The 23,686-nt window shown below is 68.9% G+C and carries 21 protein-coding genes and 1 pseudogene; 11 read left to right on the forward strand and 11 right to left on the reverse strand.

The window, feature by feature from the left end; genetic code table 11:
• Positions 1-12: 12 nt before the first annotated feature.
• On the reverse strand, positions 13-528 hold the full coding sequence (purE, locus tag ACZYZ9_RS21555) for a 5-(carboxyamino)imidazole ribonucleotide mutase (RefSeq protein ID WP_463828297.1): 516 nt from the start codon (positions 526-528) through the stop codon (positions 13-15).
• Positions 521-1,750: a 5-(carboxyamino)imidazole ribonucleotide synthase gene (locus tag ACZYZ9_RS21560; RefSeq protein ID WP_463828298.1), complete on the reverse strand. Its 1,230-nt coding sequence runs from the start codon at positions 1,748-1,750 to the stop codon at positions 521-523. Before ACZYZ9_RS21560 ends, purE begins: the two co-directional genes overlap by 8 nt.
• Positions 1,751-1,849: 99 nt before the next feature.
• Here ACZYZ9_RS21560 and ACZYZ9_RS21565 point away from each other — a divergent pair, with 99 nt between their 5' ends.
• Positions 1,850-2,509 (forward strand): GtrA family protein, encoded by a 660-nt coding sequence (locus ACZYZ9_RS21565; RefSeq protein ID WP_463828299.1) that lies wholly within the window; start codon positions 1,850-1,852, stop codon positions 2,507-2,509.
• Here the strand turns inward: ACZYZ9_RS21565 and ACZYZ9_RS21570 are convergent.
• From ACZYZ9_RS21570 to ACZYZ9_RS21580, 3 genes are all read right to left on the reverse strand, one after another.
• Positions 2,464-2,982 (reverse strand): PH domain-containing protein, encoded by a 519-nt coding sequence (locus tag ACZYZ9_RS21570; RefSeq protein WP_463828300.1) that lies wholly within the window; start codon positions 2,980-2,982, stop codon positions 2,464-2,466. The two genes, ACZYZ9_RS21565 and ACZYZ9_RS21570, sit on opposite strands and share 46 nt — an antisense overlap.
• Positions 2,983-3,002: 20 nt before the next feature.
• Complete coding sequence (locus tag ACZYZ9_RS21575; RefSeq protein WP_463828301.1) at positions 3,003-3,809, reverse strand: biotin--[acetyl-CoA-carboxylase] ligase; 807 nt, start codon at positions 3,807-3,809, stop codon at positions 3,003-3,005.
• A gap of 138 nt (positions 3,810-3,947) precedes the next feature.
• A complete protein-coding gene (locus ACZYZ9_RS21580) occupies positions 3,948-5,522 on the reverse strand; it encodes an FAD-binding protein (RefSeq protein ID WP_463828302.1) in 1,575 nt (524 codons plus the stop codon).
• A gap of 74 nt (positions 5,523-5,596) precedes the next feature.
• Here ACZYZ9_RS21580 and ACZYZ9_RS21585 point away from each other — a divergent pair, with 74 nt between their 5' ends.
• From ACZYZ9_RS21585 to ACZYZ9_RS21610, 6 genes and pseudogenes are all read left to right on the forward strand, one after another.
• Positions 5,597-7,237, forward strand: a complete 1,641-nt coding sequence (locus ACZYZ9_RS21585) for an acyl-CoA carboxylase subunit beta (protein ID WP_463828303.1) — start codon at positions 5,597-5,599, stop codon at positions 7,235-7,237.
• Positions 7,213-7,491, forward strand: a pseudogene (locus ACZYZ9_RS21590) (acyl-CoA carboxylase subunit epsilon); the annotation flags it as partial. The gene ACZYZ9_RS21585 and the pseudogene ACZYZ9_RS21590, both read left to right, overlap by 25 nt.
• The gene (locus ACZYZ9_RS21595; RefSeq protein WP_463828304.1) at positions 7,488-8,129 is read left to right on the forward strand and encodes a Maf family protein; all 642 of its coding nucleotides are present in this window, start codon (positions 7,488-7,490) and stop codon (positions 8,127-8,129) included. The pseudogene ACZYZ9_RS21590 and the gene ACZYZ9_RS21595, both read left to right, overlap by 4 nt.
• Positions 8,130-8,154: 25 nt before the next feature.
• Positions 8,155-9,060, forward strand: coding sequence for a sulfurtransferase (locus tag ACZYZ9_RS21600; protein WP_463828305.1), 906 nt, complete (start codon positions 8,155-8,157; stop codon positions 9,058-9,060).
• Entirely contained in the window at positions 9,057-9,476 is a 420-nt protein-coding gene (locus tag ACZYZ9_RS21605; RefSeq protein WP_463828306.1) for a SufE family protein, read from the forward strand. The genes ACZYZ9_RS21600 and ACZYZ9_RS21605 overlap by 4 nt, the downstream gene beginning before the upstream one ends.
• A 103-nt stretch (positions 9,477-9,579) precedes the next feature.
• Positions 9,580-11,373: an acetyl/propionyl/methylcrotonyl-CoA carboxylase subunit alpha gene (locus ACZYZ9_RS21610; protein WP_463828307.1), complete on the forward strand. Its 1,794-nt coding sequence runs from the start codon at positions 9,580-9,582 to the stop codon at positions 11,371-11,373.
• 6 nt (positions 11,374-11,379) lie between these two features.
• Here the strand turns inward: ACZYZ9_RS21610 and ACZYZ9_RS21615 are convergent, their stop codons facing one another.
• The 3 genes from ACZYZ9_RS21615 to ACZYZ9_RS21625 form a co-directional block, all read right to left on the reverse strand.
• Positions 11,380-12,168: an RNA polymerase sigma factor SigF gene (locus ACZYZ9_RS21615; RefSeq protein ID WP_463828308.1), complete on the reverse strand. Its 789-nt coding sequence runs from the start codon at positions 12,166-12,168 to the stop codon at positions 11,380-11,382.
• Between the two features lie 7 nt (positions 12,169-12,175).
• Entirely contained in the window at positions 12,176-12,613 is a 438-nt protein-coding gene (locus ACZYZ9_RS21620) for an anti-sigma factor (RefSeq protein ID WP_463828309.1), read from the reverse strand.
• Between the two features lie 415 nt (positions 12,614-13,028).
• On the reverse strand, positions 13,029-13,412 hold the full coding sequence (locus tag ACZYZ9_RS21625) for a hypothetical protein (RefSeq protein WP_463828310.1): 384 nt from the start codon (positions 13,410-13,412) through the stop codon (positions 13,029-13,031).
• A gap of 234 nt (positions 13,413-13,646) precedes the next feature.
• On the opposite strand from ACZYZ9_RS21625, the gene ACZYZ9_RS21630 reads away from it, so the two are divergent.
• Genes ACZYZ9_RS21630 through nei2 form a run of 3 tightly spaced genes read left to right on the forward strand, consistent with a single transcriptional unit; the run spans position 13,647 to position 19,697 of the window.
• Positions 13,647-14,324 carry a TetR/AcrR family transcriptional regulator gene (locus ACZYZ9_RS21630; RefSeq protein ID WP_463828311.1) on the forward strand — a complete coding sequence of 226 codons (678 nt, stop codon included), beginning with the start codon at positions 13,647-13,649 and terminating at the stop codon, positions 14,322-14,324.
• Positions 14,325-14,369: 45 nt separating this feature from the next.
• Complete coding sequence (locus ACZYZ9_RS21635; protein ID WP_463828312.1) at positions 14,370-18,923, forward strand: ATP-dependent helicase; 4,554 nt, start codon at positions 14,370-14,372, stop codon at positions 18,921-18,923.
• Positions 18,924-18,926: 3 nt separating this feature from the next.
• Positions 18,927-19,697, forward strand: a complete 771-nt coding sequence (gene nei2, locus ACZYZ9_RS21640) for an endonuclease VIII Nei2 (RefSeq protein WP_463828313.1) — start codon at positions 18,927-18,929, stop codon at positions 19,695-19,697.
• 2 nt (positions 19,698-19,699) lie between these two features.
• Here the strand turns inward: nei2 and ACZYZ9_RS21645 are convergent, their stop codons facing one another.
• From ACZYZ9_RS21645 to pstS, 3 genes are all read right to left on the reverse strand, one after another.
• Positions 19,700-20,620: an extracellular catalytic domain type 1 short-chain-length polyhydroxyalkanoate depolymerase gene (locus ACZYZ9_RS21645; protein WP_463828314.1), complete on the reverse strand. Its 921-nt coding sequence runs from the start codon at positions 20,618-20,620 to the stop codon at positions 19,700-19,702.
• Positions 20,621-20,674: 54 nt separating this feature from the next.
• A complete protein-coding gene (locus ACZYZ9_RS21650; protein WP_463828315.1) occupies positions 20,675-21,871 on the reverse strand; it encodes a PPE family protein in 1,197 nt (398 codons plus the stop codon).
• A gap of 96 nt (positions 21,872-21,967) precedes the next feature.
• A complete protein-coding gene (pstS, locus tag ACZYZ9_RS21655; protein ID WP_463828316.1) occupies positions 21,968-23,077 on the reverse strand; it encodes a phosphate ABC transporter substrate-binding protein PstS in 1,110 nt (369 codons plus the stop codon).
• Positions 23,078-23,316: 239 nt separating this feature from the next.
• Here pstS and ACZYZ9_RS21660 point away from each other — a divergent pair, with 239 nt between their 5' ends.
• Entirely contained in the window at positions 23,317-23,640 is a 324-nt protein-coding gene (locus ACZYZ9_RS21660; RefSeq protein ID WP_463828317.1) for a DUF732 domain-containing protein, read from the forward strand.
• Positions 23,641-23,686: the final 46 nt, after the last annotated feature.

The raw sequence follows: 23,686 nt of genomic DNA on the forward strand, positions 1-23,686 counted from the left end.
TAAGACCTCTTGCTACTGATCGGTAACTTTACTCTGCAGCGCCGCATCCTTGGCCGCGACCGTCTCGGCCAGCTGATCCTGAAACGCCACCACCCGCGCCCGCAGCTGCGGGTCCGCTGCACCCAGCATCCGCACCGCCAACAACCCGGCGTTACGCGCGCCGCCGATCGACACCGTCGCCACCGGGACCCCGGCCGGCATCTGCACGATCGACAGCAACGAGTCGAGCCCGTCCAGCCGGGCCAGCGGCACCGGGACGCCGATCACCGGCAGCGGCGTGGCCGCGGCCACCATGCCCGGCAGATGCGCGGCGCCGCCCGCACCCGCGACGATCACCTCGATGCCGCGGTCCGCGGCCTGCCGGGCGTAATCGAACATCACCGCGGGCGTGCGGTGCGCCGAGACCACCCGTACCTCGTGCGGGATGTCGAACTCGGCCAGCGCCTGGGCGGCCTCCTGCATGACCGTCCAGTCGCTGTCGCTGCCCATGATCACCCCGACCCTGGGTGCCCGGGGTTGCTCAGTCATCGGCGTGCCCATCCCATCCGTCCGTCCACTGCGCGTGCGCCAACCAGTGTGCTGCCAGCTCGGCGCGTTCCCGCAGGCCGGCCACGCCATCGGGACCGGTCGCGCGCCGGCCGACGAAGTTGATGTGCCCGACCTTGCGGCCGGCGCGCTCGGCCTTGCCGTACAGATGCACCTGCGCGTCCGGCATCCGGGCGAACAGGTGATGCAGACGCTCATCGATGGACATGGCCGGTGTCTGGGCGGCCCCTAGCACGTTGGCCATCACCGTCACCGGCGCCACGGCGTCGGTGTCACCGAGCGGGTAGTCCAGCACCGCCCGCAGATGCTGCTCGAACTGGCTGGTCAAGGAGCCGTCCATGGTCCAGTGCCCGGAATTGTGCGGCCGCATCGCCAGCTCGTTGACCACCAGAGAACCGTCGGTGGTCTCGAACAGCTCCACCGCGAGCACCCCGACCACACCCAGTTCCCCGGCCAACCGCAGCGCCAACTGCTGGGCGGCGGACGCCACGTCGGTGGCCAGGTCCGGCGCGGGCGCGATCACCTGGACGCAGATGCCGTCGCGCTGCACCGTCTCCACCACCGGCCACGCCGCGCCCTGCCCGAACGGTGAGCGGGCCACCAGCGCGGACAGTTCCCGGCGCAGCGCCACCCGCTCCTCGACCAGCACCGGCACCCCGCCGGCCAGGTACTCAGCGGCGAACTCGCGGGCATGCGCAAGATCAGCCGCCATCGCCACACCGCGGCCGTCATAACCGCCGCGGGCCGCCTTCACCACCAGCGGACCTCCTATCCGCGCGGCGAACCGGTCCAGCTCGGCCAGACCCTCGGCGGTCTCGATGCCGATGTACCGCGGCACCGGCGCGCCCAGCAGCTCCAACCGTCGCCGCATCACCAGCTTGTCCTGGGCGTGCATCAGGGCCTGCGGCGGTGGCGCCACGTTCACGCCCTCGGCGACCAGCTTCTCCAGCAGCTCGTTCGGCACGTGTTCGTGGTCGAACGTCAGCGCGGCCGCGCCGGCGGCCACCCGGCGCAGGTCTGCCAGGTCGGTGTGCGAACCGATCACCACGTCGGGGCTGACCTGGGCGGCCGGGTCGTCCGCCGAATTAGCCAGCACGCGCAAACTCTGTCCGAGCGCGATGGCGGCCTGGTGCGTCATCCGGGCAAGCTGACCACCGCCGACCATGGCTACCAGCGGGGTGCGGGGTCTGGACACGGCCATCATGTTGTCATGGCACCTGACCGGCGTGTTTACCGGGAGTTGTGCCAAATTGTTATGTATCATTTTGCGCCTATTTCGAGATCATCCGTAGACTGGCGTGCTGTGTCCTTCGCCGATGCCACAATTGCGCGCCTCCCCGGGGTGGTCCAGCCCTTTGCGATGCGCCACCACGAGCTGATCAAATTTGCCATTGTCGGCGGCACCACGTTCATCATCGACTCGGCGATCTTCTACACGCTGAAGCTGACCATCCTCGAGTCCAAGCCGGTGACGGCGAAGGTGATCGCAGGCATCGTAGCGGTCATCGCGTCCTACATCTTGAACCGCGAATGGAGCTTCCGTAACCGCGGTGGGCGCGAACGGCACCACGAGGCGCTGCTGTTCTTCGCGTTCAGCGGCGTAGGTGTGTTGCTCAGCATGGCGCCACTGTGGTTCTCCAGCTACGTGCTGGAACTGCGGGTGCCGAACGTGTCCCTGACGATGGAGAACCTCGCCGACTTTCTCTCGGCGTACATCATCGGCAATCTGCTGCAGATGGCGTTCCGGTTCTGGGCTTTCCGGCGCTGGGTGTTCCCGGACGCGTTCGCCCGCGACCCGGAGAAGGCGCTGGAGTCGGCGCTGACCGCGGGCGGGATCGCCGAAGTGTTCGAGGACGAGCTGGAAGACGGCAACGTCACGTTGTTGAAGTCGTGGCGCAACCGCCGGTCGAGGACAGCTCAGCTGGGCGATTCCTCGGACCCCAGGGTGTCGAAGACTTCGTGATACAGCAGCGCGTGCACCTCGCGTAGCCGCGGAATGTTGTAGAACTCCAACGGGTCCTGGGACGCCGACTCGATGATCAGCGTCCCGGTGCGGAACATCCGCTCGAATACCCTGTCCCGGAACTCCACGCTGTTGATCCGGGCCAGCGGAATGTCGATACCGCTTCGGGTCAGCACGCCGTGCCGGTACATCACCCGCCGGTTGGTCACCACGAAATGCGTGGTCAGCCAGGTCAGGATCGGCCACACCGTGAGCCAGCCGACGATGATCAGCCAGCCGCCCCAGATGACGCCGTAGATGATTTTCTTGGTCAGCGGTTGCCACGGCGTCGACTCCAGGGCGCCGGACCCCAGCGCGGCCAGGCCGGTCACCAGGATCAGCACCAGCACCGGGAGGATCAGTCGCTTCCAATGCGGATGGCGGTGCAGGACCACCTTCTCGCCCTTGGCCAGTGCATTATCCGGATAGCCCATGGCACAAACCTATCGCTGCGTCAGCGCAAATGGATGACGTCGCCGGCCGACACCACGACCAGCTGACCCGATTTGCCGGAATTGCTGTCCCAGGTTTCCAGCATCAACCGGCCGTGGTCGTCGATATCCCGCGCGATCCCGACGACGTCGCTGCCACCGGGGAGTTCGGCCCGCACCCGGGATCCCAGCGTGAGACTGCGGGCCCGGTAGTCAATGGCCAGCCGGGGGTCGGCTCCCCGTGCTTCGCGCCAGGCGGCGATGCGCTCCCCGAGGTCCCGCAGCAGCCGGCGGACCAGGAGGTCGCGGTCGGGCTGCGCGACGCCCTCAGCCCGCAGTGAGGTCGCCCCGACGTCCGGGGGCGCCTCGGTCACGTTGACGCCGATGCCGATCACCGCGAACGGCTGGGTCACCTCGACCAGGATGCCGGCCAGTTTGCCGCCGCCGGCCAGCACGTCATTCGGCCATTTCAGGCCCGCTTCCACGGGGCTGACGGAGGCCACCGCATCAACCACCGCCAGCCCGGTGGCCAGCGACAACCAACCCCACCCGGCGGTGGGCACGTCGTCCACCCGCACTCCCACCGACAGCGCGATCTGTCCGCGCGGCGCGGCCGACCATTGCCGGCCGTGGCGCCCACGTCCGGAGGTCTGCTGCTCGGCGATCAGCACCGCGCCGTCGATGTCGGTGCCTGACGACGCGCGGGCCAGCAGGTCGGCGTTGGTGGACCCGGTCTGGGCGACGACGTCGAGGTGCCGCCAGTAGGAGTCGCCGAGCACGTCGGCGCGCAGGGCGGCTTCGTCGAGGGCCGGCTGATCGGAGTCGGTCATCGGCTCAGCTTAAGACGCGGCCGGTCCGCTCCGGGCGCGCTGCAGCATGTCCCGCACCGCGCCATCTGGTGTGAATCGTGGGCGTAGCGGGTGCAGCCTGGGCGGGAAAAACGTGAAATTGCCGCCCAGGGCTCACGCTCAACGCCGCAGGCTCCCGCTGCGCTGCAGCATGTCCCGCACCGCGAGGTGACTGAACAGCATGCTGGTCCCGATCGGGTTACCCCCGCCGGGGTAGGCCAGGCCGCTCGGCGCGGCCATCGTGTTGCCGGCGGCGTACAGGCCCGGGATCGGGTTGCCCGCCGTGTCGAGCACCCGCGCGGCGGCATCGGTGCGCAACCCGCCCTTGGTGCCCAGATCCGAGATGCCAAAGGCCGCAGCGTGATACGGCGGCGTGTCGATCGGCACCAGGGGCGAGGCCCCGCCGGAGAAGGCGCGGTCGAACGCTTCGTCACCGCGGCCGAAGTCCTGGTCGACACCCGCCGCGGCGAATTCGTTGAACCGGGCCACCGTCGCCACCAGCGCGGCCGGTGGCACCCCGATCTTGGCGGCCAGCTCCGCCAGGGTGTCGGCGCTGTGCCACAACCCGGCCGCGACGTACTTCTGCGTCTCGACGATCGACACGTTGGCCGCCTTGACCGGCGGCACCTCGCCTTCCCGATCGTCGTAGATCATCCAGTACGGCAGCGTCATCGAGCCGTCCTGCAACTGGGCGATGATCTCCCGGCCGGCCCGGTCGTAGGCCCGGGACTCGTTGACGAAACGGTTGCCGTCCTGGTTGACGAAGATGCCGCCGGTGAACCACAGCGCGAACGCCGAACGGCCGTCGGGGTGCGTCATGCCCGGCGACCACCAGGCCTGGTCCAGCAGGTCGGTGTCGGCGCCGACGGCGATGCCGGCCTGCAGCGCCTGCCCGAGGCTGCCGGGCCCGCCCATCGTGTCCCGGGCGTGGCCGGGCACGCCGTACCGGCGGCGCAGCTCGTCGTTACCTTCGAAACCACCGGCGGCCAGCAACACTCCCCGCCGGGCGCGAATGGCCGTGCGTTCGCCCCAGCTGTCCACGATGGCCCCCACCACCTCACCGTCGGACACCACGAGTTCGACCAGCGCCGTGTCGCGTCGCAGCGACGCGTTCGGGTACTGCTTGATCGCCGTCAGGAACCGCGCGATCAACGCCCGGCCCCCGACGTAGTAGTCCGCCGGGGTAGCCGCCCCGAGCCGGTCGGTGTCCAGCGGCCCGCGGATGGCGTCGCGCAGTTCCGGGGCGGCGGCCACCTTCAGCGGCTTGGCCGCGATGTGCCGCTGGCCGTCCAACCGGGCCTTGGGCGCCCTGCCGTAGTAGTCGGGCCACGGCAGCGGCACGAACGTGATGGCGGGGTCCTGCTCCAGATACTCGATCAGCGGCGCACCGCCGCGCACATAGGTCTCCTGCAGCTCGACCGGGGTCCGGTCGCCGACGACGGCGCGGTAGTAGGCGAGCGCGTCCTCGATGGTGTCGTCCGTTCCGGCGCGCTGCAGCACCGGATTGCACGGAAACCACACCCCGCCGCCGCCGGAGTAGGCGGTGGTGCCGCCGAACCGCTCGGTGGACTCGACCAGCAGCACGTCGAGGCCCTCGCGGGCGGCGGTGTACGCGCCGGTCACTCCCCCGCCGCCGGAGCCCGCGACCACTACGTCGGTCTCGGCTGCCCACTCGATCGCCGCATGGTCGCCCATCAGCGGAGACTACTTAAGGGCATATTAAGGGCCTCCCACCGGGCGGGCTGAGTCTGCCGATAGCATCGACTCCCATGACAAGCGTTGCCGACCACACTGCCGAGCCCGCCGCCGAGCACGTCATCGACATCCACACCACCGCCGGCAAGCTCGCGGAGTTGCACAAGCGCCGCGAAGAGTCGCTGCACCCGGTCGGCGAGACCGCCGTGGAGAAGGTGCACGCCAAAGGCAAACTCACTGCGCGCGAACGCATCACGGCGCTGCTCGACGATGAATCCTTCGTCGAACTCGACGCCCTGGCCAAACACCGCAGCAAGAACTTCGGCCTCGAAGCCAACCGTCCGGTCGGCGACGGTGTGGTCACCGGCTACGGCACCATCGAGGGCCGCGACGTGTGCATCTTCAGCCAGGACGCCACGGTGTTCGGCGGCAGCCTCGGCGAGGTCTACGGCGAGAAGATCGTCAAGGTCCAGGAGTTGGCGATCAAAACGGGCCGGCCGCTGATCGGCATCAACGACGGCGCCGGCGCCCGCATCCAGGAAGGCGTCGTCTCGCTGGGTCTGTACAGCCGGATCTTCCGCAACAACATCCTGGCGTCCGGCGTGATCCCGCAGATCTCACTGATCATGGGCGCCGCGGCCGGTGGCCACGTCTACTCCCCCGCCCTGACCGACTTCGTGATCATGGTCGACCAGACCAGCCAGATGTTCATCACCGGGCCCGACGTCATCAAGACCGTCACCGGCGAGGACGTCACCATGGAGGAACTCGGCGGCGCCCACACCCACATGGCGAAATCGGGCACGCTGCACTACGTGGCGTCCGGTGAGCACGACGCCTTCGACTATGTCCGCGACCTGCTGAGCTACCTGCCGCCCAACAATGCCACCGACGCCCCCCGGGAGCCGGCCCCGCTGCCGGTCGGGGCCATCGAGGACAACCTCACCGACGAGGACCTCGAGCTGGACACCCTGATCCCGGACTCACCGAACCAGCCCTACGACATGCACGAAGTGATCGTCCGGATCCTCGACGACGACGAGTTCCTCGAGGTCCAGGCGGGTTACGCGCAGAACATCATCGTCGGGTTCGGCCGCATCGACGGCCGGCCGGTCGGGATCGTGGCCAACCAGCCCACCCAGTTCGCCGGCTGCCTGGACATCAACGCCTCGGAGAAGGCGGCCCGCTTCGTGCGGACCTGCGATTGCTTCAACATCCCCATCGTGATGCTGGTCGACGTTCCCGGCTTCCTGCCCGGCACCGGTCAGGAATACAACGGCATCATCCGCCGCGGCGCCAAGCTGCTGTACGCCTACGGCGAGGCGACCGTACCCAAGATCACCGTCATCACCCGGAAGGCCTACGGCGGCGCGTACTGCGTGATGGGCTCCAAGGACATGGGTTGCGACGTCAACCTGGCGTGGCCGACGGCGCAGATCGCGGTGATGGGCGCCTCCGGCGCGGTGGGCTTCGTCTACCGGCAGAAGCTGAAGGAAGCGGCCCAGAACGGTGAGGACGTGGACGCGTTGCGGCTGCAGTTGCAGCAGGAGTACGAGGACACCCTGGTGAACCCGTACATCGCCGCCGAGCGCGGCTACGTCGACGCGGTGATCCCGCCGTCGTACACCCGCGGGTACATCGGCACGGCGCTGCGGCTGCTGGAGCGCAAGATCGCGCAGTTGCCGCCGAAGAAGCACGGAAACATCCCCCTGTGAGCGAGGTGAGCGACGTGACCGAGGCACCCGAGGCGCCGCAGCTGCTGCACGAGCCGCACATCCGGATCGTCAAAGGCCATCCGACCGACCAGGAGTTGGCGGCGCTGATCGCCCTGCTGGGCAGCATCGGCGGTCAGACGGCGCCGCCGGAACCCGAGCCGGCCCGCTGGGGCCTGCCGGTGGACAAGCTGCGCTACCCCGTCTTCAGCTGGCAACGCATCACCCTGCAGGAATTGACGCACATGCGTCGATGACCCGGCTGGTGCTCGGGTCGGCCTCCTCCGGCCGGCTGCAGGTGCTTCGCCAGGCGGGCGTTGACCCGCTGGTGGTGGTCTCCGGCGTCGACGAGGACGCGCTGATCGCGGCGCTGGGCCCGGGCGCCGCACCCGACGAGGTGGTGCGAGCCCTGGCGAGCGCCAAGGCCGAACACGTCACGACGCGGCTCACCGACCCTGACGTGACCGCGGATTGCGTGGTGATCGGCTGCGATTCGATGCTCTACCTCGACGGTCGGCTGTGTGGCAAGCCCGCGTCGGTCCAGGACGCCCGCCGACAGTGGCAGTCGATGGCCGGGCGTGCCGGGCACCTGCACACCGGGCATTGCCTGGTCCGGTTGCGCAACCATGCCGTGGTGCAGATCGAGGCCCAAACATCGGTCACCACAGTGCATTTCGGCACCCCGACGAGTGCGGATCTGGAGGCGTACCTGGCCAGCGGGGAGCCGCTGCGGGTCGCGGGCGCCTTCACGGTGGACGGACTCGGCGGCTGGTTCGTGGACGGCGTCGACGGCGACCCGTCGACGGTGATCGGGGTCAGCCTGCCGCTGCTGCGCACCCTGCTGACCCGGTGCGGGGTGTCGGTGGCTGCGTTGTGGTCGGCCAACCCGTCGTAGCCAGGCACTGGGTAGGCTCGATGACGTGCCACTTCCCCCAGATCCCAGCCCCACCCTGTCGGGCTACGCCCATCCCGAACGGCTTGTCACCGCCGACTGGTTGTCGGCCAACATCGGCGCACCCGGCCTGGCGATCGTCGAATCCGACGAGGACGTGCTGCTCTACGACGTCGGGCATATTCCCGGAGCCGTCAAGATCGACTGGCACACCGACCTCAACGATCCCCGGGTCCGGGACTACATCGACGGCGAGCAGTTCGCCGCGCTGATGGACAGCAAAGGCATCGCCCGCGACGACACCGTGGTGATCTACGGCGACAAGAGCAACTGGTGGGCCGCCTACGCGCTGTGGGTGTTCACCCTGTTCGGTCATCCCGACGTCCGCCTGCTCAACGGCGGCCGCGACCTCTGGCTCGCCGAGCGCCGCGACACCACCCTGGACGTGCCGACCAAGACCTCGACCGGCTACCCCGTCGTGCAACGCAACGACGCACCCATCCGGGCCTTCAAGGAGGACGTCCTCGCGGCGCTGGGCAGCCAGCCGCTGATCGACGTGCGCTCTCCCGACGAGTACACCGGCAAGCGCACCCACATGCCCGACTACCCGGAGGAGGGGGCGTTGCGAGGTGGCCACATCCCCACGGCGCGCTCGATTCCGTGGGGCAAGGCAGCCGACGACAACGGCCGCTTCCGCAGTCCGGAGGAACTCCAGGAGCTCTACGGTTTCCTGAACCCGGACGACCAGACCATCGTCTATTGCCGCATCGGTGAACGGTCCAGCCACACCTGGTTCGTGCTCACCTACCTGCTGGGCAAGTCGGGTGTCCGCAACTACGACGGCTCGTGGACCGAGTGGGGCAACACCGTGCGGGTGCCGATCGTCGGCGGTCCCGAGCCTGGGCGGGCTCCGGCAGCGACGCCCGCCGGATGAGCATGCCTGCGCCCCTGGCGGAGGTGGTGTCCGACTTCGCCGACGTGCACGGTCAGGACAAGCTGCAGCTGTTATTGGAGTTCGCCAATGAACTCCCGGCGCTTCCGGCGCACCTGGCCGAGTCTGCGATGGAGCCGGTGCCCGAGTGCCAGTCGCCGTTGTTTCTGCATGTCGACGCCAGCGATCCGGATCGGGTGCGATTGCACTTCAGCGCGCCGGCCGAGGCTCCGACCACCCGTGGCTTCGCCTCGATCCTGGCGACCGGACTCGACGAACAGCCCGCCGCCGACATCCTGGCGGTGCCGGAGGACTTCTACACCGACCTCGGGCTGGGCGAATTGATCAGCCCGTTGCGGCTGCGCGGCATGTCGGCGATGCTCGCCAGGATCAAGCGCCGGCTGCGCGAATCCGCGTGACGGTAGACCGGTTTCCACCGGCTTCGGCGCGCCGCATAAACTTCCCGCACAAGACTTGTAAGAAATTCTCTTAGAGACGACCAAGCCTAAAACAGGAGGCGCAGTGCCCAGTCACGCCAGCTCGCGAATCGCCAAGGTTCTGGTCGCAAACCGCGGCGAGATCGCAGTCCGGGTGATCCGGGCGGCCAAGGACGCCGGCCTGGCCAGCGTGGCCGTCTACGCCGAGCCTGACGCCGATGCTCCGCACGTCGCTCTGGCCGACGAGGCGTTCGCGCTGGGCGGTCAGACTTCGGCCGAGTCGTACCTGGATTTCGGCAAGCTGCTCGACGCGGCCGCCAAGTCCGGCGCCAACGCCATTCACCCCGGCTACGGCTTCCTGTCGGAGAATGCCGACTTCGCCCAAGCGGTGATCGACGCCGGGCTGATCTGGATCGGGCCCAGCCCGCAGTCGATCCGCGACCTCGGCGACAAGGTCACTGCGCGCCACATCGCGGCCCGCGCGCAGGCGCCCCTGGTGCCCGGCACCCCCGACCCGGTCAAGGACGCCGACGAGGTGGTGGCCTTCGCCAAGGAGCACGGCGTACCGATCGCGATCAAGGCCGCTTTCGGCGGCGGCGGCCGCGGCATGAAGGTGGCCCGCACGCTCGAAGAGATCCCCGAGTTGTTCGAGTCCGCTACCCGTGAGGCCGTCGCCGCGTTCGGTCGCGGCGAGTGCTTCGTGGAGCGTTACCTGGACAAGCCCCGCCACGTCGAGGCCCAGGTGATCGCCGACCAGCACGGCAACGTCGTCGTGGCCGGTACCCGGGACTGCTCGCTGCAGCGCCGGTTCCAGAAACTGGTCGAAGAAGCCCCGGCGCCGTTCCTCACCGACGCCCAGCGCAAGGAAATCCACGAGTCGGCCAAGCGGATCTGCAAAGAGGCCCAGTACTACGGCGCCGGAACCGTCGAATACCTGGTCGGCCAGGATGGGCTGATCTCGTTCCTGGAGGTGAACACCCGCCTGCAGGTCGAGCATCCGGTCACCGAGGAGACCGCTGGCCTGGACCTGGTGCTGCAGCAGTTCAAGATCGCCAACGGCGAGAAACTGGACATCACCGAAGACCCCACGCCGCGCGGACACGCCATCGAATTCCGGATCAACGGCGAGGACGCCGGGCGCGGCTTCCTGCCCGCGCCGGGCCCGGTTACCCGGTATGACACCCCCAGCGGGCCCGGGGTGCGGCTGGACTCCGGGGTGCACGCCGGTTCGGTGATCGGCGGCCAGTTCGACTCGATGCTGGCCAAGCTGATCGTCTACGGCGCCGACCGCAACGAGGCGCTGGCCCGCTCGCGGCGCGCGTTGGACGAGTTCCACGTCGAAGGTCTGGCCACCGTGATCCCGTTCCACCGCGCCGTGGTGTCCGATCCGGCCTTCATCGGCGACGAGAACGGCTTTACGGTGCACACCCGCTGGATCGAGACCGAGTGGGAGAACACCGTCGAGCCGTTCACCGGCGGTGAGCCCATCGACGAGGAGGAGACCCGGCCCCGGCAGAAGGTGGTCGTCGAGGTGGACGGCCGTCGCGTCGAGGTCTCCCTGCCCGGCGATCTGGCGCTGGCCAGCGGCGCTCCCGACGCGGTCGGGGTGGTGCGCCGCAAGCCCAAGCCACGCAAGCGCGGCGGCCACGGCGGCGCTGCGGCCTCCGGTGACGCGGTGACCGCCCCCATGCAGGGGACCGTGGTGAAGGTCGCCGTCGAAGAAGGCCAGGAGGTTTCCGCCGGCGATCTCGTGGTGGTCCTGGAGGCGATGAAGATGGAGAACCCGGTCACCGCGCACAAGGACGGTGTGATCACCGGCCTGGCGGTCGAGCAGGGCGCCGCCATCACTCAGGGCACGGTGCTCGCCGAAATCAAGTAGGCGGGTTCACTCCAGCTGATCGCGCAGCCTGGCCAGCGATTTGGCCAGCAGGCGCGACACGTGCATCTGCGAGATGCCGACTCGTTCGGCGATCTGGGTCTGCGTCATCGACTCGAAGAACCGCAGCACGAGCACCATGCGTTCGCGTTCCGGCAGCGCCTCCAGCAGCGGGCGCAGCGCCTCGCGATTTTCGATCCGGTCCAGACCGGAGTCGACGTCGCCCAGGGTGTCGGCGATTGCGCGGGCGTCGTCGTCCTCGTTGCCGCCACCGCTGTCGATGGACAACGTGTTGTAGGAGCTGCCGGCGACCAGCCCCTCGACCACCTCGGCGCGGTCCATGCCGAGTTCGACGGCCAGCTCGGTGGCGGTGGGAGCGCGGCCGAGTCGCTGGGACAACTCGGCGGTGGCGGTACCCAGCCGCAGGTGCAGTTCCTTGAGCCGGCGCGGCACTTTGACCGACCAACTGTTGTCGCGGAAGTGCCGCCGGACCTCACCCATGATGGTCGGCACCGCGAAGGAGACGAAGTCCGAACCGGTTTCCACGTCGAACCGGACGACCGCGTTGACCAGCCCGACCCGCGCCACCTGGATCAGGTCGTCGCGTGGTTCGCCGCGACCCTCGAAGCGCCGCGCGATGTGATCCGCCAACGGCAGGCAGCGTTCCACGATCTTGTCCTGGTGACGCTGGAACTCCGCTGAGCCGGCAGCAAAGACCCGCAGCTCGCGGAACATGTCCGGGACATCGGCGTATTCATTCGGTCGAGAATTTGAACCGCCGGCAGTTTGCTGTGTCAACTGGCCGTCACTTACCGGGGGCCGCCCGTCGTGCGGTCAACGATATGCCGAAGACACTGCCCGTGGCATCGGGCTCGCGACCGTCATGGAACGTCTGGACGTCATCGGCCAGCGAGGTGAGCACGTGCCAACTGAAGCTGCCAGGAGACACGACGTCGTGGGTGTCGCAGGCCGTGGAAGCCTCGACCACTAGCTCGTCGTCTCGCGGATCCACCACCAGGGTGAGCGAGGCGCCGGGGGTTGCCGAACGGATCAGTCGGGTGCACACCTCGTCGACGGCCAGCCGCAGGTCCGCCACGGCGTCGAAATCCAGGTCTTCGAAGGTGCCGATGGTGCCGACCAGGGTGCGTAGCATGGCCAGGTTTTCCAGCCGTGCAGCTACCTTGAGTTCGACGGCGCGATAACCGCGTTGACGCCCGTCAGCGCGTAGATCCGCATCGGTCATGTGGCCTCCCGGCAATATTCGACCGACACTACTCCTGGCATGGTCACGGCCTGTGGCGCCGGGTTGAGACCCGCCGTGGACCAATGGATCGAGACGGTTGGTCATGGTCGCCGCCAGTTGCCGGCGAGACAGACGGTTCCGACACGACTTGCGCGCGCTGACAACAGAGCATCGCGGTGATTGCCGGGGGGTAGGTCGGGGTGATCGTGGTTCCAGTTGGAGTGGGGGTGGTAGCGCTGGTGATTCTGTCCCGCATGATGCGGCGCACACGCTATTGGACTCGTGCCGGTGCTCATCATGGTCTACTCCTGATACCCAGTCGTCAGCGCGGGTAAAACTACGACATCCGGAGTTACCAACGGCCAGCACCCCCCGCGTCGGCCTCGAACTTTACCGCCGCGGAAAAGCGTTGCCGTTACAGGCCCAGCACCGGGCCGGCGATCGGCGGAACTCCCATCGACACCGTGATCACCATCAACGTGAGCAGGAACCAGCCGGCGCCGTGCCAGCCCCACCAGATCCCTTGCTCGTGCCAGACCCGGTAGGTGCGGAAGAACGCCCAGAGGCCGGCCAGCAGCAGAATCAGGGGGCCGCCGAGCGCGAGCATGGTGCGTTCGGGTGGACCACACGCCACCGTGTCGATGCTGCCCCCGCCGCACGTGCTGACCCACATCGCGGCCACCACTACGAATCCGATGCCGGCCAGCGTCGCCAGGACGGCGAATTTGATGGCAGCGTGGACTTCCCTGTCGTCGTGACCTATGCGGTCACCACGCACCCTCTCGTCTGCCGTATGCATCGGAGCACCTCGTATCTGCTGGCTGAACCAACTTGGAACCCGTTGTCATTCAGTACCCCGCGGTACCACTCAGCAAACCGCTGCGCCCGGTTCGAAGCGCAGCTCACACCCGTCGCGGGGCCGGTTGGAGCACCTAGAACGCCTGCCCGCGCCGGCCGACCACCGGGCCCGGGCAAGTCCGCTATCCCGCCGGTATGGCGGAGCCCACCCCGACCGTGAGTAGTATCACTGCTTATGGCGACAGCCAGGAGGCGGTTATCGCCTGAGGATCGACGTGCGGAACTGCTTGCCCTGGGGGCGGAAGTCTTCGGTAAGCGGCCCTATGACGAGGTGCGGATCGACGAGATCGCCGAGCGTGCCGGTGTCTCGCGCGCGCTGATGTACCACTACTTCCCGGACAAGCGGGCGTTCTTCGCCGCGGTCGTCAAGGACGAGGCGGACCGGCTCTACTCGGCAACCAACATCCAGCCGACGTCCGGTATGACGATGTTCGAGGAGATCCGCACCGGCGTGCTGGCCTACATGGCCTACCACGAGCAGAACCCGGAGGCAGCCTGGGCGGCATACGTCGGTCTGGGCCGGTCCGACCCGGTTCTGCTGGGTATCGACGACGAAGCCAAGAACCGGCAGATGGAACACATCATGACCCGGATCGGCGAGGTCGTCAGCGGCATGCCGGGCACGCAGGTGCTGGAACCCGACGTCGAGCGCGACCTGCGGGTGATCATCCACGGCTGGCTCGCGTTCACCTTCGAGATCTGCCGGCAGCGCATCATGGATATGACCCTGGAGGCCGACCGGCTGGCCGACGCCTGCGCGCATACGCTGCTCGAGGCGATCGCGCGGGTCCCGGACATCCCGGGTGAGTTGGCCGAGGCGATGTCGACCGCGCGCTTCAAGCCGCAGGCCTGACACGGCTCCACCGGTGTTGTCGGTGCCTGTTGGCACGATGGTGTGGTGAGTAATCCACCTGGGGCGCTGGCCCGGTTCAGTGCGGTCACGCGTGACTGGTTCACCAGCACCTTCGCCGCGCCCACCGACGCGCAGGACGCCGCCTGGAATGCCATCGCCGACGGTGACCACACGCTCGTGGTGGCGCCCACCGGGTCCGGCAAGACACTGGCGGCCTTCCTGTGGGCGTTAGACAACCTGGCCAGACTGGCCTCGTCGGACCGGCCGGCAGGCACCCGGGTGCTGTACGTCTCGCCGCTCAAAGCGCTGGCCGTCGACGTCGAACGCAACCTGCGCACCCCGCTGGCCGGACTGACCCGCCTCGCGCACGTCCGCGGCCTGCCCGCACCGCAGATCAGCGTGGGCGTCCGGTCCGGTGACACCCCGCCGGCACTGCGCCGCCAACTCATCACCCACCCGCCCGATGTGCTGATCACCACTCCCGAGTCACTGTTTCTGATGCTGACCTCAGCAGCCCGGGAGACACTGGCCGGGGTGCAGACGGTCATCGTCGACGAAATCCACGCCATTGCGGCCACCAAGCGCGGCGCACACCTGGCGCTGTCGCTGGAACGGCTGCGCGATCTGTCCGAGCGGGGCCCGGCCCAGCGCATCGGGTTGTCGGCCACCGTGCGTCCGCCCGAGGAGGTGGCGCGCTTCCTTTCCGGCGGGTCCCCGACCACCATCGTGGCGCCGGCGTCGACCAAGACCGTCGAGCTCTCCGTTCAGGTGCCGGTGCCGGACATGACCAATCTGGCCGACAACTCCATCTGGCCCGATGTCGAGGCGCGGCTGGTGGATTTGATCGAGTCGCACAACTCCACCATCGTGTTCGCCAATTCGCGGCGGTTGGCCGAGCGTTTGACCGCGCGGCTCAACGAGATCCACGCCGAACGCTCCGGTGTCGCGGTGGCACCGGACGGCAACCCGACGGTGCCCGGCGGCGCACCGGCCTACGTGATGGCCAGCGGACAGACCTTCGGGGCGCCCACGCTGCTGGCGCGGGCCCACCACGGCTCGGTCAGCAAGGAGCAGCGCGCCCTGGTCGAAGAGGATCTCAAAGGCGGGCGGCTCAAAGCCGTGGTCGCCACCTCCAGCCTGGAACTGGGCATCGACATGGGCGCAGTCGATCTGGTGATCCAGGTCGAGGCGCCCCCGTCGGTGGCCAGCGGCCTGCAGCGGATCGGGCGGGCGGGCCACCAGGTGGGCGAGGTGTCGCGCGGGGTGTTGTTCCCCAAACACCGCACCGACCTGCTGGGCTGCGCGGTCAGCGTGCAGCGCATGCTCACCGGCCAGATCGAGACCATGCGGGTGCCCGCCAACCCGCTGGACATCCTGGCCCAGCACACGGTGGCGGCCGCGGCCCTCGAGCCGATCGACGCCGACCGCTGGTTCGACACCGTACGCCGCAGCGCGCCGTTCGCCACCCTGCCGCGCAGCGTGTTCGAAGCAACCCTGGACCTGCTGTCCGGCAAGTATCCGTCCACCGAGTTCGCCGAGCTGCGACCGCGGCTGGTCTACGACCGCGATCACGGCACCCTGACCGGGCGGCCGGGCGCGCAACGGCTGGCCGTCACCTCCGGTGGGGCCATCCCCGACCGCGGATTGTTCACCGTCTACCTGGCCACCGATTCCGAGAAACCGTCGCGGGTGGGCGAGCTGGACGAGGAAATGGTCTACGAATCCCGGCCCGGCGACGTCATCTCGCTGGGCGCCACCAGCTGGCGCATCGTCGAGATCACCCATGACCGGGTGCTGGTGGTTCCCGCTCCGGGCCAGCCCGCCCGGTTGCCGTTCTGGCGTGGCGACGACGTGGGCCGGCCCGCCGAACTCGGGGCCGCGCTGGGCGCGCTGACCGGCGAGTTGGCCAGCCTGGACCGCGACGCGTTCGGCAACCGTTGCGCGAACTGGGGTTTCGACGACTACGCCGCCGAGAACCTGTGGCGGCTGCTCGACGAACAGCGCACCGCAACCCGGGTGGTGCCCACCGACACCACGCTGCTGATCGAGCGCTTTCGCGACGAGTTGGGCGACTGGCGGATCATCCTGCATTCGCCCTACGGGCTGCAGGTGCACGGCCCGCTCGCGCTGGCCGTGGGGCGGCGGCTGCGCGAGCGCTACGGCCTCGACGAAAAACCGACCGCCTCCGACGACGGCATCGTGGTGCGGTTGCCCGACACCGGTTTCTCGGGTGACGACGCCCCGCCGGGCGCCGAGCTGTTCGTGTTCGACCCCGACGAGATCGACCCGATCGTCACCGCTGAAGTCGGCGAGTCCGCCCTGTTCGCATCGCGGTTCCGGGAGTCGGCGGCCCGCGCCCTGCTGCTGCCCCGCCGCAATCCCGGACGTCGCTCGCCGTTGTGGCAGCAGCGCCAGCGCGCCGCGCAGTTGCTGCAGGTAGCACGCAAATACCCGGACTTCCCCATCGTGTTGGAAACGATCCGCGAATGCCTGCAGGACGTGTACGACGTCCCCACCCTCACCGGGCTGATGGCGCAGATCGCGCAGCGCCGGGTGCGGGTGATCGAGGTGGAGACCGCCAAACCCTCGCCGTTCGCGGCGTCGCTGTTGTTCGGTTACGTCGGCGCGTTCATGTACGAGGGCGATGTCCCGCTGGCCGAGCGCCGCGCCGCGGCACTGTCGCTGGACAGCACGCTGCTGGCTGAGCTGCTCGGCCGGGTGGAGCTGCGCGAGCTGCTGGACCCTGAAGTGATCGCCGGTACCGGGCGCCAGTTGCAGCACCTGTCGGAAGACCGGGCCGCCCGCGACGCCGAAGGTGTCGCCGACTTGCTGCGACTGCTGGGGCCGCTGACCGCGGCGGAAATCGCCGCCCGCTCGACGGCCCCCGACGGCCCCGCCCTCAACGGTTGGCTGGAGGGGTTGCACGCCGCCCGGCGCGCGTTGACCGTGTCGTTCGCGGGACGCAGCTGGTGGGTGGCCGTGGAGGACATCGGCCGGTTGCGCGACGGTGTCGGCGCGGCGGTTCCGGTGGGCCTGCCCGCGAGCTTCACCGAGGAGGTGGCCGACCCGCTGGGCGAACTGCTGGGCCGCTACGCACGCACCCGCACGCCGTTCACCACCGCCGAGGCCGCCGCCCGGTTCGGTCTGGGCCTGCGGGTCAGCGCCGACGTGCTCGGACGGTTGGCCGGTGACGGCCGGCTGGTGCGCGGGGAGTTCGTCGAGAGCGCCGGGGGCGCCGGCGCCGAACAGTGGTGCGATGCCGACGTGCTGCGCATCCTGCGGCGACGGTCGCTGGCAGCGCTGCGCGCGCAGGTGGAACCGGTCAGCACCGCCGCCTACGGTCGATTCCTGCCGGCCTGGCACCACGTCGGGGACAGGTCGTCGGGGCATGCCGGCCTGGACGGCCTGGCGTCCGTCGTCGATCAGCTCGCCGGGGTGCGGATCCCCGCTTCCGCACTGGAACCGCTGGTCCTGGCGCCCCGGGTGCGCGACTACTCCCCCGCCCTGCTCGACGAGCTGCTCGCCACCGGCGAAGTCACCTGGTCGGGTGCGGGGTCGATCTCGGGCAGCGACGGCTGGATCGCACTGCATGTCGCGGACTCCGCGGCCCTGACGCTGGCCACCCCGGTCGACATCGAAGTCACCGACGTCCACCAGGCGATTCTGGACACTCTGGCCGGCGGCGGCGCGTACTTCTTCCGCCAGCTCGCCCAGGGTGGCCACGCCGAGGCAGCGCTCAAAGCGGCGCTGTGGGAACTGATCTGGGCCGGCCGCGTCACCGGCGACACGTTCGCGCCGGTGCGGGCATTGCTGGGCGGCGGCGCGGGTGCCCGCAAACGCTCGGCTCCGGCGCACCGCACCCCTCGCGCGCCGCGGCTGAGCCGCTACAGCGTCGCGCATGCGCAAACCCGGCCCAACGACCCCACCGTGGCCGGACGGTGGTCGGCGCTGCCGGTGGCCGAACCGGACTCCACCCTGCGGGCGCACTTCCAGGCCGAGCTGCTGTTGAATCGACACGGCGTGCTGACCAAAGGCGGGGTGGCCGCCGAAAGCGTGCCAGGCGGTTTCGCCACCCTCTACAAAGTGTTGCGCGCGTTCGAGGATGCCGGTCGCTGCCAGCGCGGTTACTTCGTCGAATCGCTGGGTGGCGCCCAGTTCGCGGTCGCCTCAACCGTCGACCGGCTGCGCAGTTACCTCGACGGTGTCGATCCGCAACGGCCCGAATACCACGCGGTCGTGCTGGCCGCCGCCGACCCGGCCAACCCCTACGGCGCGGCGCTGCCGTGGCCCGCCGCGGGTACTGACGGGGCACGGCCCGGCCGCAAGGCCGGCGCACTGGTGGTGTTGGTGGACGGCGCGCTGGCCTGGTTCCTCGAGCGGGGCGGCCGGTCCCTGCTGACCTTCACCGAGGACCCCGGGGCCGCGCGCGCGGCGGCCGCCGCGCTCGCCGATCTGGTGGCCGGCCGGCGGGTGTCGTCGATCCTGGTCGAGCGGGTCGACGGCGTCTCGGTGCTGCAGCCCGACGGACCCCAGGACGTGCTGGCAGCGCTGGTGGAAGCTGGATTCGCCCGGACCCCACGCGGACTGCGACTGCGTTGAGCCATGCCTGAAGGGGACACGGTCTTTCACACCGCGGACGCGCTGCGCCGCCAGTTGGCCGGGCAGACGCTGACGCGCTGCGATATCCGGGTGCCGCGGTACGCCACCATCGACCTGACCGGGCAGGTGGTGGATGAAGTGCTCAGCCGCGGCAAGCACCTGTTCATCCGGGTCGGCTGGGCCAGCATCCACTCACACATGAAGATGGACGGCAGCTGGCGAGTCGGCAGCCGGCCGAAGCCGCGCATTGACTACCGGGCACGGATCGTTCTGGAAGCCGGTGACACTCGCGCCGTCGGAGTCGACCTGGGGGTGCTGGAAATCCTCGACCGAGCCACCGATGCGGCTGCCGTCGAGCATCTGGGACCCGACCTGCTGGGCGACGACTGGGACCCGCACTTCGCCGCCGCCAACCTGACCGCCGACCCGGACCGTTCCGTCGCCGAGGCGCTGCTGGACCAGCGAGTCATGGCCGGGGTCGGAAACGTCTTCGCCAACGAACTGTGTTTCGTCAGCGGACACCTGCCGACCGCGCCGGTCAGCGCTGTCGCCGACCCGCTGCGGCTCGTCTCCCGGGCCCGGGACATGTTGTGGGCCAACAGGTTTCGCTGGAATCGCTGCACCACCGGCGACACCCGGGGTGGCCGGTTGATGTGGGTCTACGGGCGCGCCGGGCAGGGTTGCCGGCGCTGCGGCACGCCCATCGCATCCCAGGACCCGGCGCCGGGCAGCGCCGATCGGGTGCAGTACTGGTGCCCGTCCTGCCAGCGCTAGCGCTAGCCGTCCCGGCCGTGGGACAGGAAGAACTGGGCGATCACCTGCGAGCCGTCGAACGCCCGCGTGGTGGACCCGATGACCGTCTTGGGCAGGTACTGCTTGCTGCCCGGCCAGGTGTGGCCACCCTTCTCGATCTGGTAGTGGATCACTTCGGTGTTGTCGGCGCAGTTGCGGGAATCGAACCGGCGCACGGCAGTTCCGTCGCCCACGTCGGGCAGTTGCTCGACGGTGGGGTTGCCCGGGCAGCGGTCGACGACCCGCCACCGGTCGACGATGCTGTTGGCCGAGATCGCGTGGCTCAGTCCGCCGCGACCACGGACATCGCCGCCGTTGTACGGCACCACCGCATCGCTGGTGCCGTGCGCCTCCAGCACCGACACCGGCCGCGACGGATTGCACGCCACACCTACCCCCAACGTGCCCGAAATCGGCGCGATCGCGGCGAACACATCGGCGCGGTCGCAGGCCAACCGGTTGGACATGAACCCGCCGTTGGACATGCCGGTCGCGAAGACGTGCCCGGGGGGCACATTGAATTCATCGCGCAATTTAGTCACCAGCGTCACCAGAAAACCGACGTCGTCGAGCCGGCGGCGGTCCGCCGGAGCCGCCCCCCGGCCGTCGGCCCAGCTCTTGTCGTAGCCGTCGGGATAGACGACCAGCAGGCCGTTGGCGTCGGCGACGGAGTCGAAGTCGGTGAGCCCGCGCTGGCCGGCACCCGTGCCGCCGCCGCCGTGCAGGTTCAGCACCAGGCCCACGGTCGGCCCGGGCGGCACATGCACCACATAGGTCCGGTTCAGGCCGCCGTACTGGAGCATCCCGGCCTGATTCCGGGCACCGGCGGCCTGCACCTGCCGTTCGCTGCACCCGGCCAGACAGACCAGCAGAACGGCCAGGGAGAGCAATCGCGCCCAAGGCATCAGTCAAAAGTACCGATCGCAGCGAGTGGAGCGGTACGGCGGCGGGGTGAACACTCATCCCGCCGACGGCGAGCGTGGAATGAACTTCCCCTCGACCTCCAGACCCATGGCCAGGTCTTCGTACTTCTGGTCCTTGCGTTTACGCCAGCCGCTGCCTGCGGCAATCGGTGGCGCCATCAGCGGCGGCAGCATCGGGAATCCGGCGTCGACGTCGCCTGCGGGCAGCGGCGATGCCGCCGAAGCGAGCTGCACCGGCAGGTGGGCGGCGGTCAGCACGCCCGTCGCGGCGGGCGGCGCGGACAGGTTGCCCATCGACACTGCGACGCCCATCGCTCCCGTCGGGGTCCCCGCCGCGCTGAAGGCTCCGACTGCCTCGGCCAGACTGGCCTCCGCACCGCCCAGCGCCGTCTCCCCTTCCGACAGGCCGGAGAAAACATCCGGAGCGATTCCCTGCAGCGCCTGGGCCGAGGTGGTCTGCGCAAAGTAGCTGAGCAGGTTGATCGGGAACCCGGACGAGACGAACTGGTTCAGATAGGTGTTGGTCAGGCCGAACCAGCCCTGATTGGGGTCGAACGTGACGCCCACCGCCTGCAGCAGCGCATCCAGCGGAGACACCGGCGGCGCGACCGCATCGGCGGGCAGGACCAGCGTCGCGGCGGCCGCCGCGGCGGGTACGGCCTCCGCCTGCGCCACCGATACGGCCTGCGCCTGCGCCGCTGAGCTGCCCGGGTCTGCGATGGACGGCGGCGTCGAGAACAGCTGCCGCACGGCGGCCTGTGCGGTGGTCGACTCGTAGCTGTACATCGCTGTCGCGTTGTTGACCCACATGCGCTCGTACTGGGTCTCGGTGGCGGCGATGGCCGCGAGATTGTGGCCGAAGGTGTTGGTGGCCAGCAGTTGCGCGAGTTGGGCGCGGTTGGCCGCCACCGTTGCGGGAGGGACCACCGAGGCGAGAGTGGATCCGAACGCGGCGGCAGCGACCTGCGCCGAGGCGGCCAGCTGGTGACACTGCGCTGCAGTGGTGCGCAGCCAGGTGAGATAAGGCGCGACGGACTGGATCATCGCCAGGGTGGAGGTGCCGCGCCATTCCGCGGCCAGCATCGACAGCACGGCGGAGTAATTGCCGGCCGTCTCATCCAGGTCGGTGCTGAGCGCCTGCCACGCGCTGGAAGCCTCGAGCAGCGATCCGGCGCCGGGACCGGCGTGGATCAGCGCCGAGATGACCTCGGGAGGCAGACCTATGTATTCCATAGCACCTTTATATGACGTAGTGAAGGAATTTTTGGAAACTTTATGTCGACCGCAGCGGGAAGAACCCCGAAACATTGCGCGTCGGCCAAGCCCCGATCACGCGATGGCGCTCACCGCGGCGGCCAACCGAGAACCGAAATCGGCCGGCACGGGAACGTAGCCGTTGTCCGACAGCCCGGCCTGACCAGGACCGATCGTGGCTTGCAGAAATGCCTTGACCGCGCGGCCCGCTTGGGCATCCGGGTACTTCGAGCACACGATCTCGTACGTCGCCAGCACGATCGGGTAGGAGCCCGGTTGGTTCGGCCGGTAGAACGAAATCGTGTCCAGCGCCAGATCGTTGCCCTCCCTGGTGAACCAGGCACCGGCGATGGTCTTGCCTACCGAGTCACCGCTGATCGATACCGGTTCAGGACCGGCCGACGTGATGATCCCGGCGGTGTTGAGCCGTTGCCGCTGCGCGAAGGACCACTCCAGGTAGGTGATCGACCCCTCGGTGGCACCGACGGCGGCGGCAACGCCGTCGCTTCCGGCGAATCCGTCGCCCACACCGCCCTTGAACTGCTTTCCGGCGCCCCTGCCCCAGGCGCCGTTGGCGGCGGTGTCGAGGTATCGCTGGAAGTTGTCCGAAGTCCCGGACTCGTCCTTGCGGAACACCACCCGGATGGGCGCCGCCGGCAGCGCGACGCCGGCGTTGAGCGCGGCGATCGCCGGATCGTTCCAGGTGGTGATGGCGCCGTTGAAGATTCTGGCCGCGGTTGGGCCGTCGAGACTCAACGACGACAGGCCCTTGATGTTGAACGCGATCGCGATCGGACCGAACACCACCGGCAGGTTCCACGCCGGTGACCCGCAGCGCTGCGTGGCCCGGTCGTACTCGCTCCTGCTCAGCGGTGAGTCGGAGCCGGCGAACTCGGTCCGGTTGTCCAGGAAATCGCTGATCCCGCCGCCGGATCCGTTGGTCGTGTACTTCAGCGTCTGGCCCGGACATGCCTGTTCGAACGCCTTGACGAACAGGGTCATGGCATTTTCCTGCGCGGTGGACCCGCTGGCGCGCACGGTCGGCTCGCCGCCGCAGGCGACGTTCGCCGACCGCGTGGTCGCACTCGACGCCGGGCTCGGGTGCTGCTGCGTCCCGCAGGCCGAAACCGCCGCGGCGGCGAGGGCGGGCGCGCTCAGGAGGGCACCGAACCGACTAATTTTCACGGTGATTCCTCGGACGGCAGGTGGTGGGCGTCCCCGCGATCATCGGGTCCGGTACAGATCATCCAGCAGGGAAATGTGATCGGCCATCGCTGCGGCGGTCCGGGGTCGCCAATTCAGCCACAGTTCCGTTTGGGTACACGGTCCGGACACCTAAGCTGTTAGCTCATACCAACTTCACATGCAATGATCAGCATGTCAGCAGGACATGACGCGACCAGCACAAGCGAGGGGGTTCAGCGATGGCGATCCGCCGGCTGCGTACGAGCTTTCTCGTGCTGCTGGGACTGCTGAGCTGTGCCGGCGTAGCCGCCCCACGCGCGCACGCCGACGCTGTCGACGACCAGTTCCTCAACGCGATGCGGTCCAAGGACATCCATTTCGGCTCGTCGCAAGCAGCCCTGCTCGCCGGCCATCAGGTGTGCAACGAACTCGACCAGGGCAAGCAGAAGAGCGACGTCGCCAACGACGTGTCCACCAGCAGCAACCTCGACGGCTATCACGCGGGGTTCTTCGTCGGCTTGAGCATCGCCGCGTTCTGCCCCAGGCATCACGCGTCAAATTAAGTTTGTGTGTCCGTCTCGGATTCGCGGGCTCGGCACACATACACTC

Source organism: Mycobacterium sp. IDUB_28 (assembly GCF_055419285.1).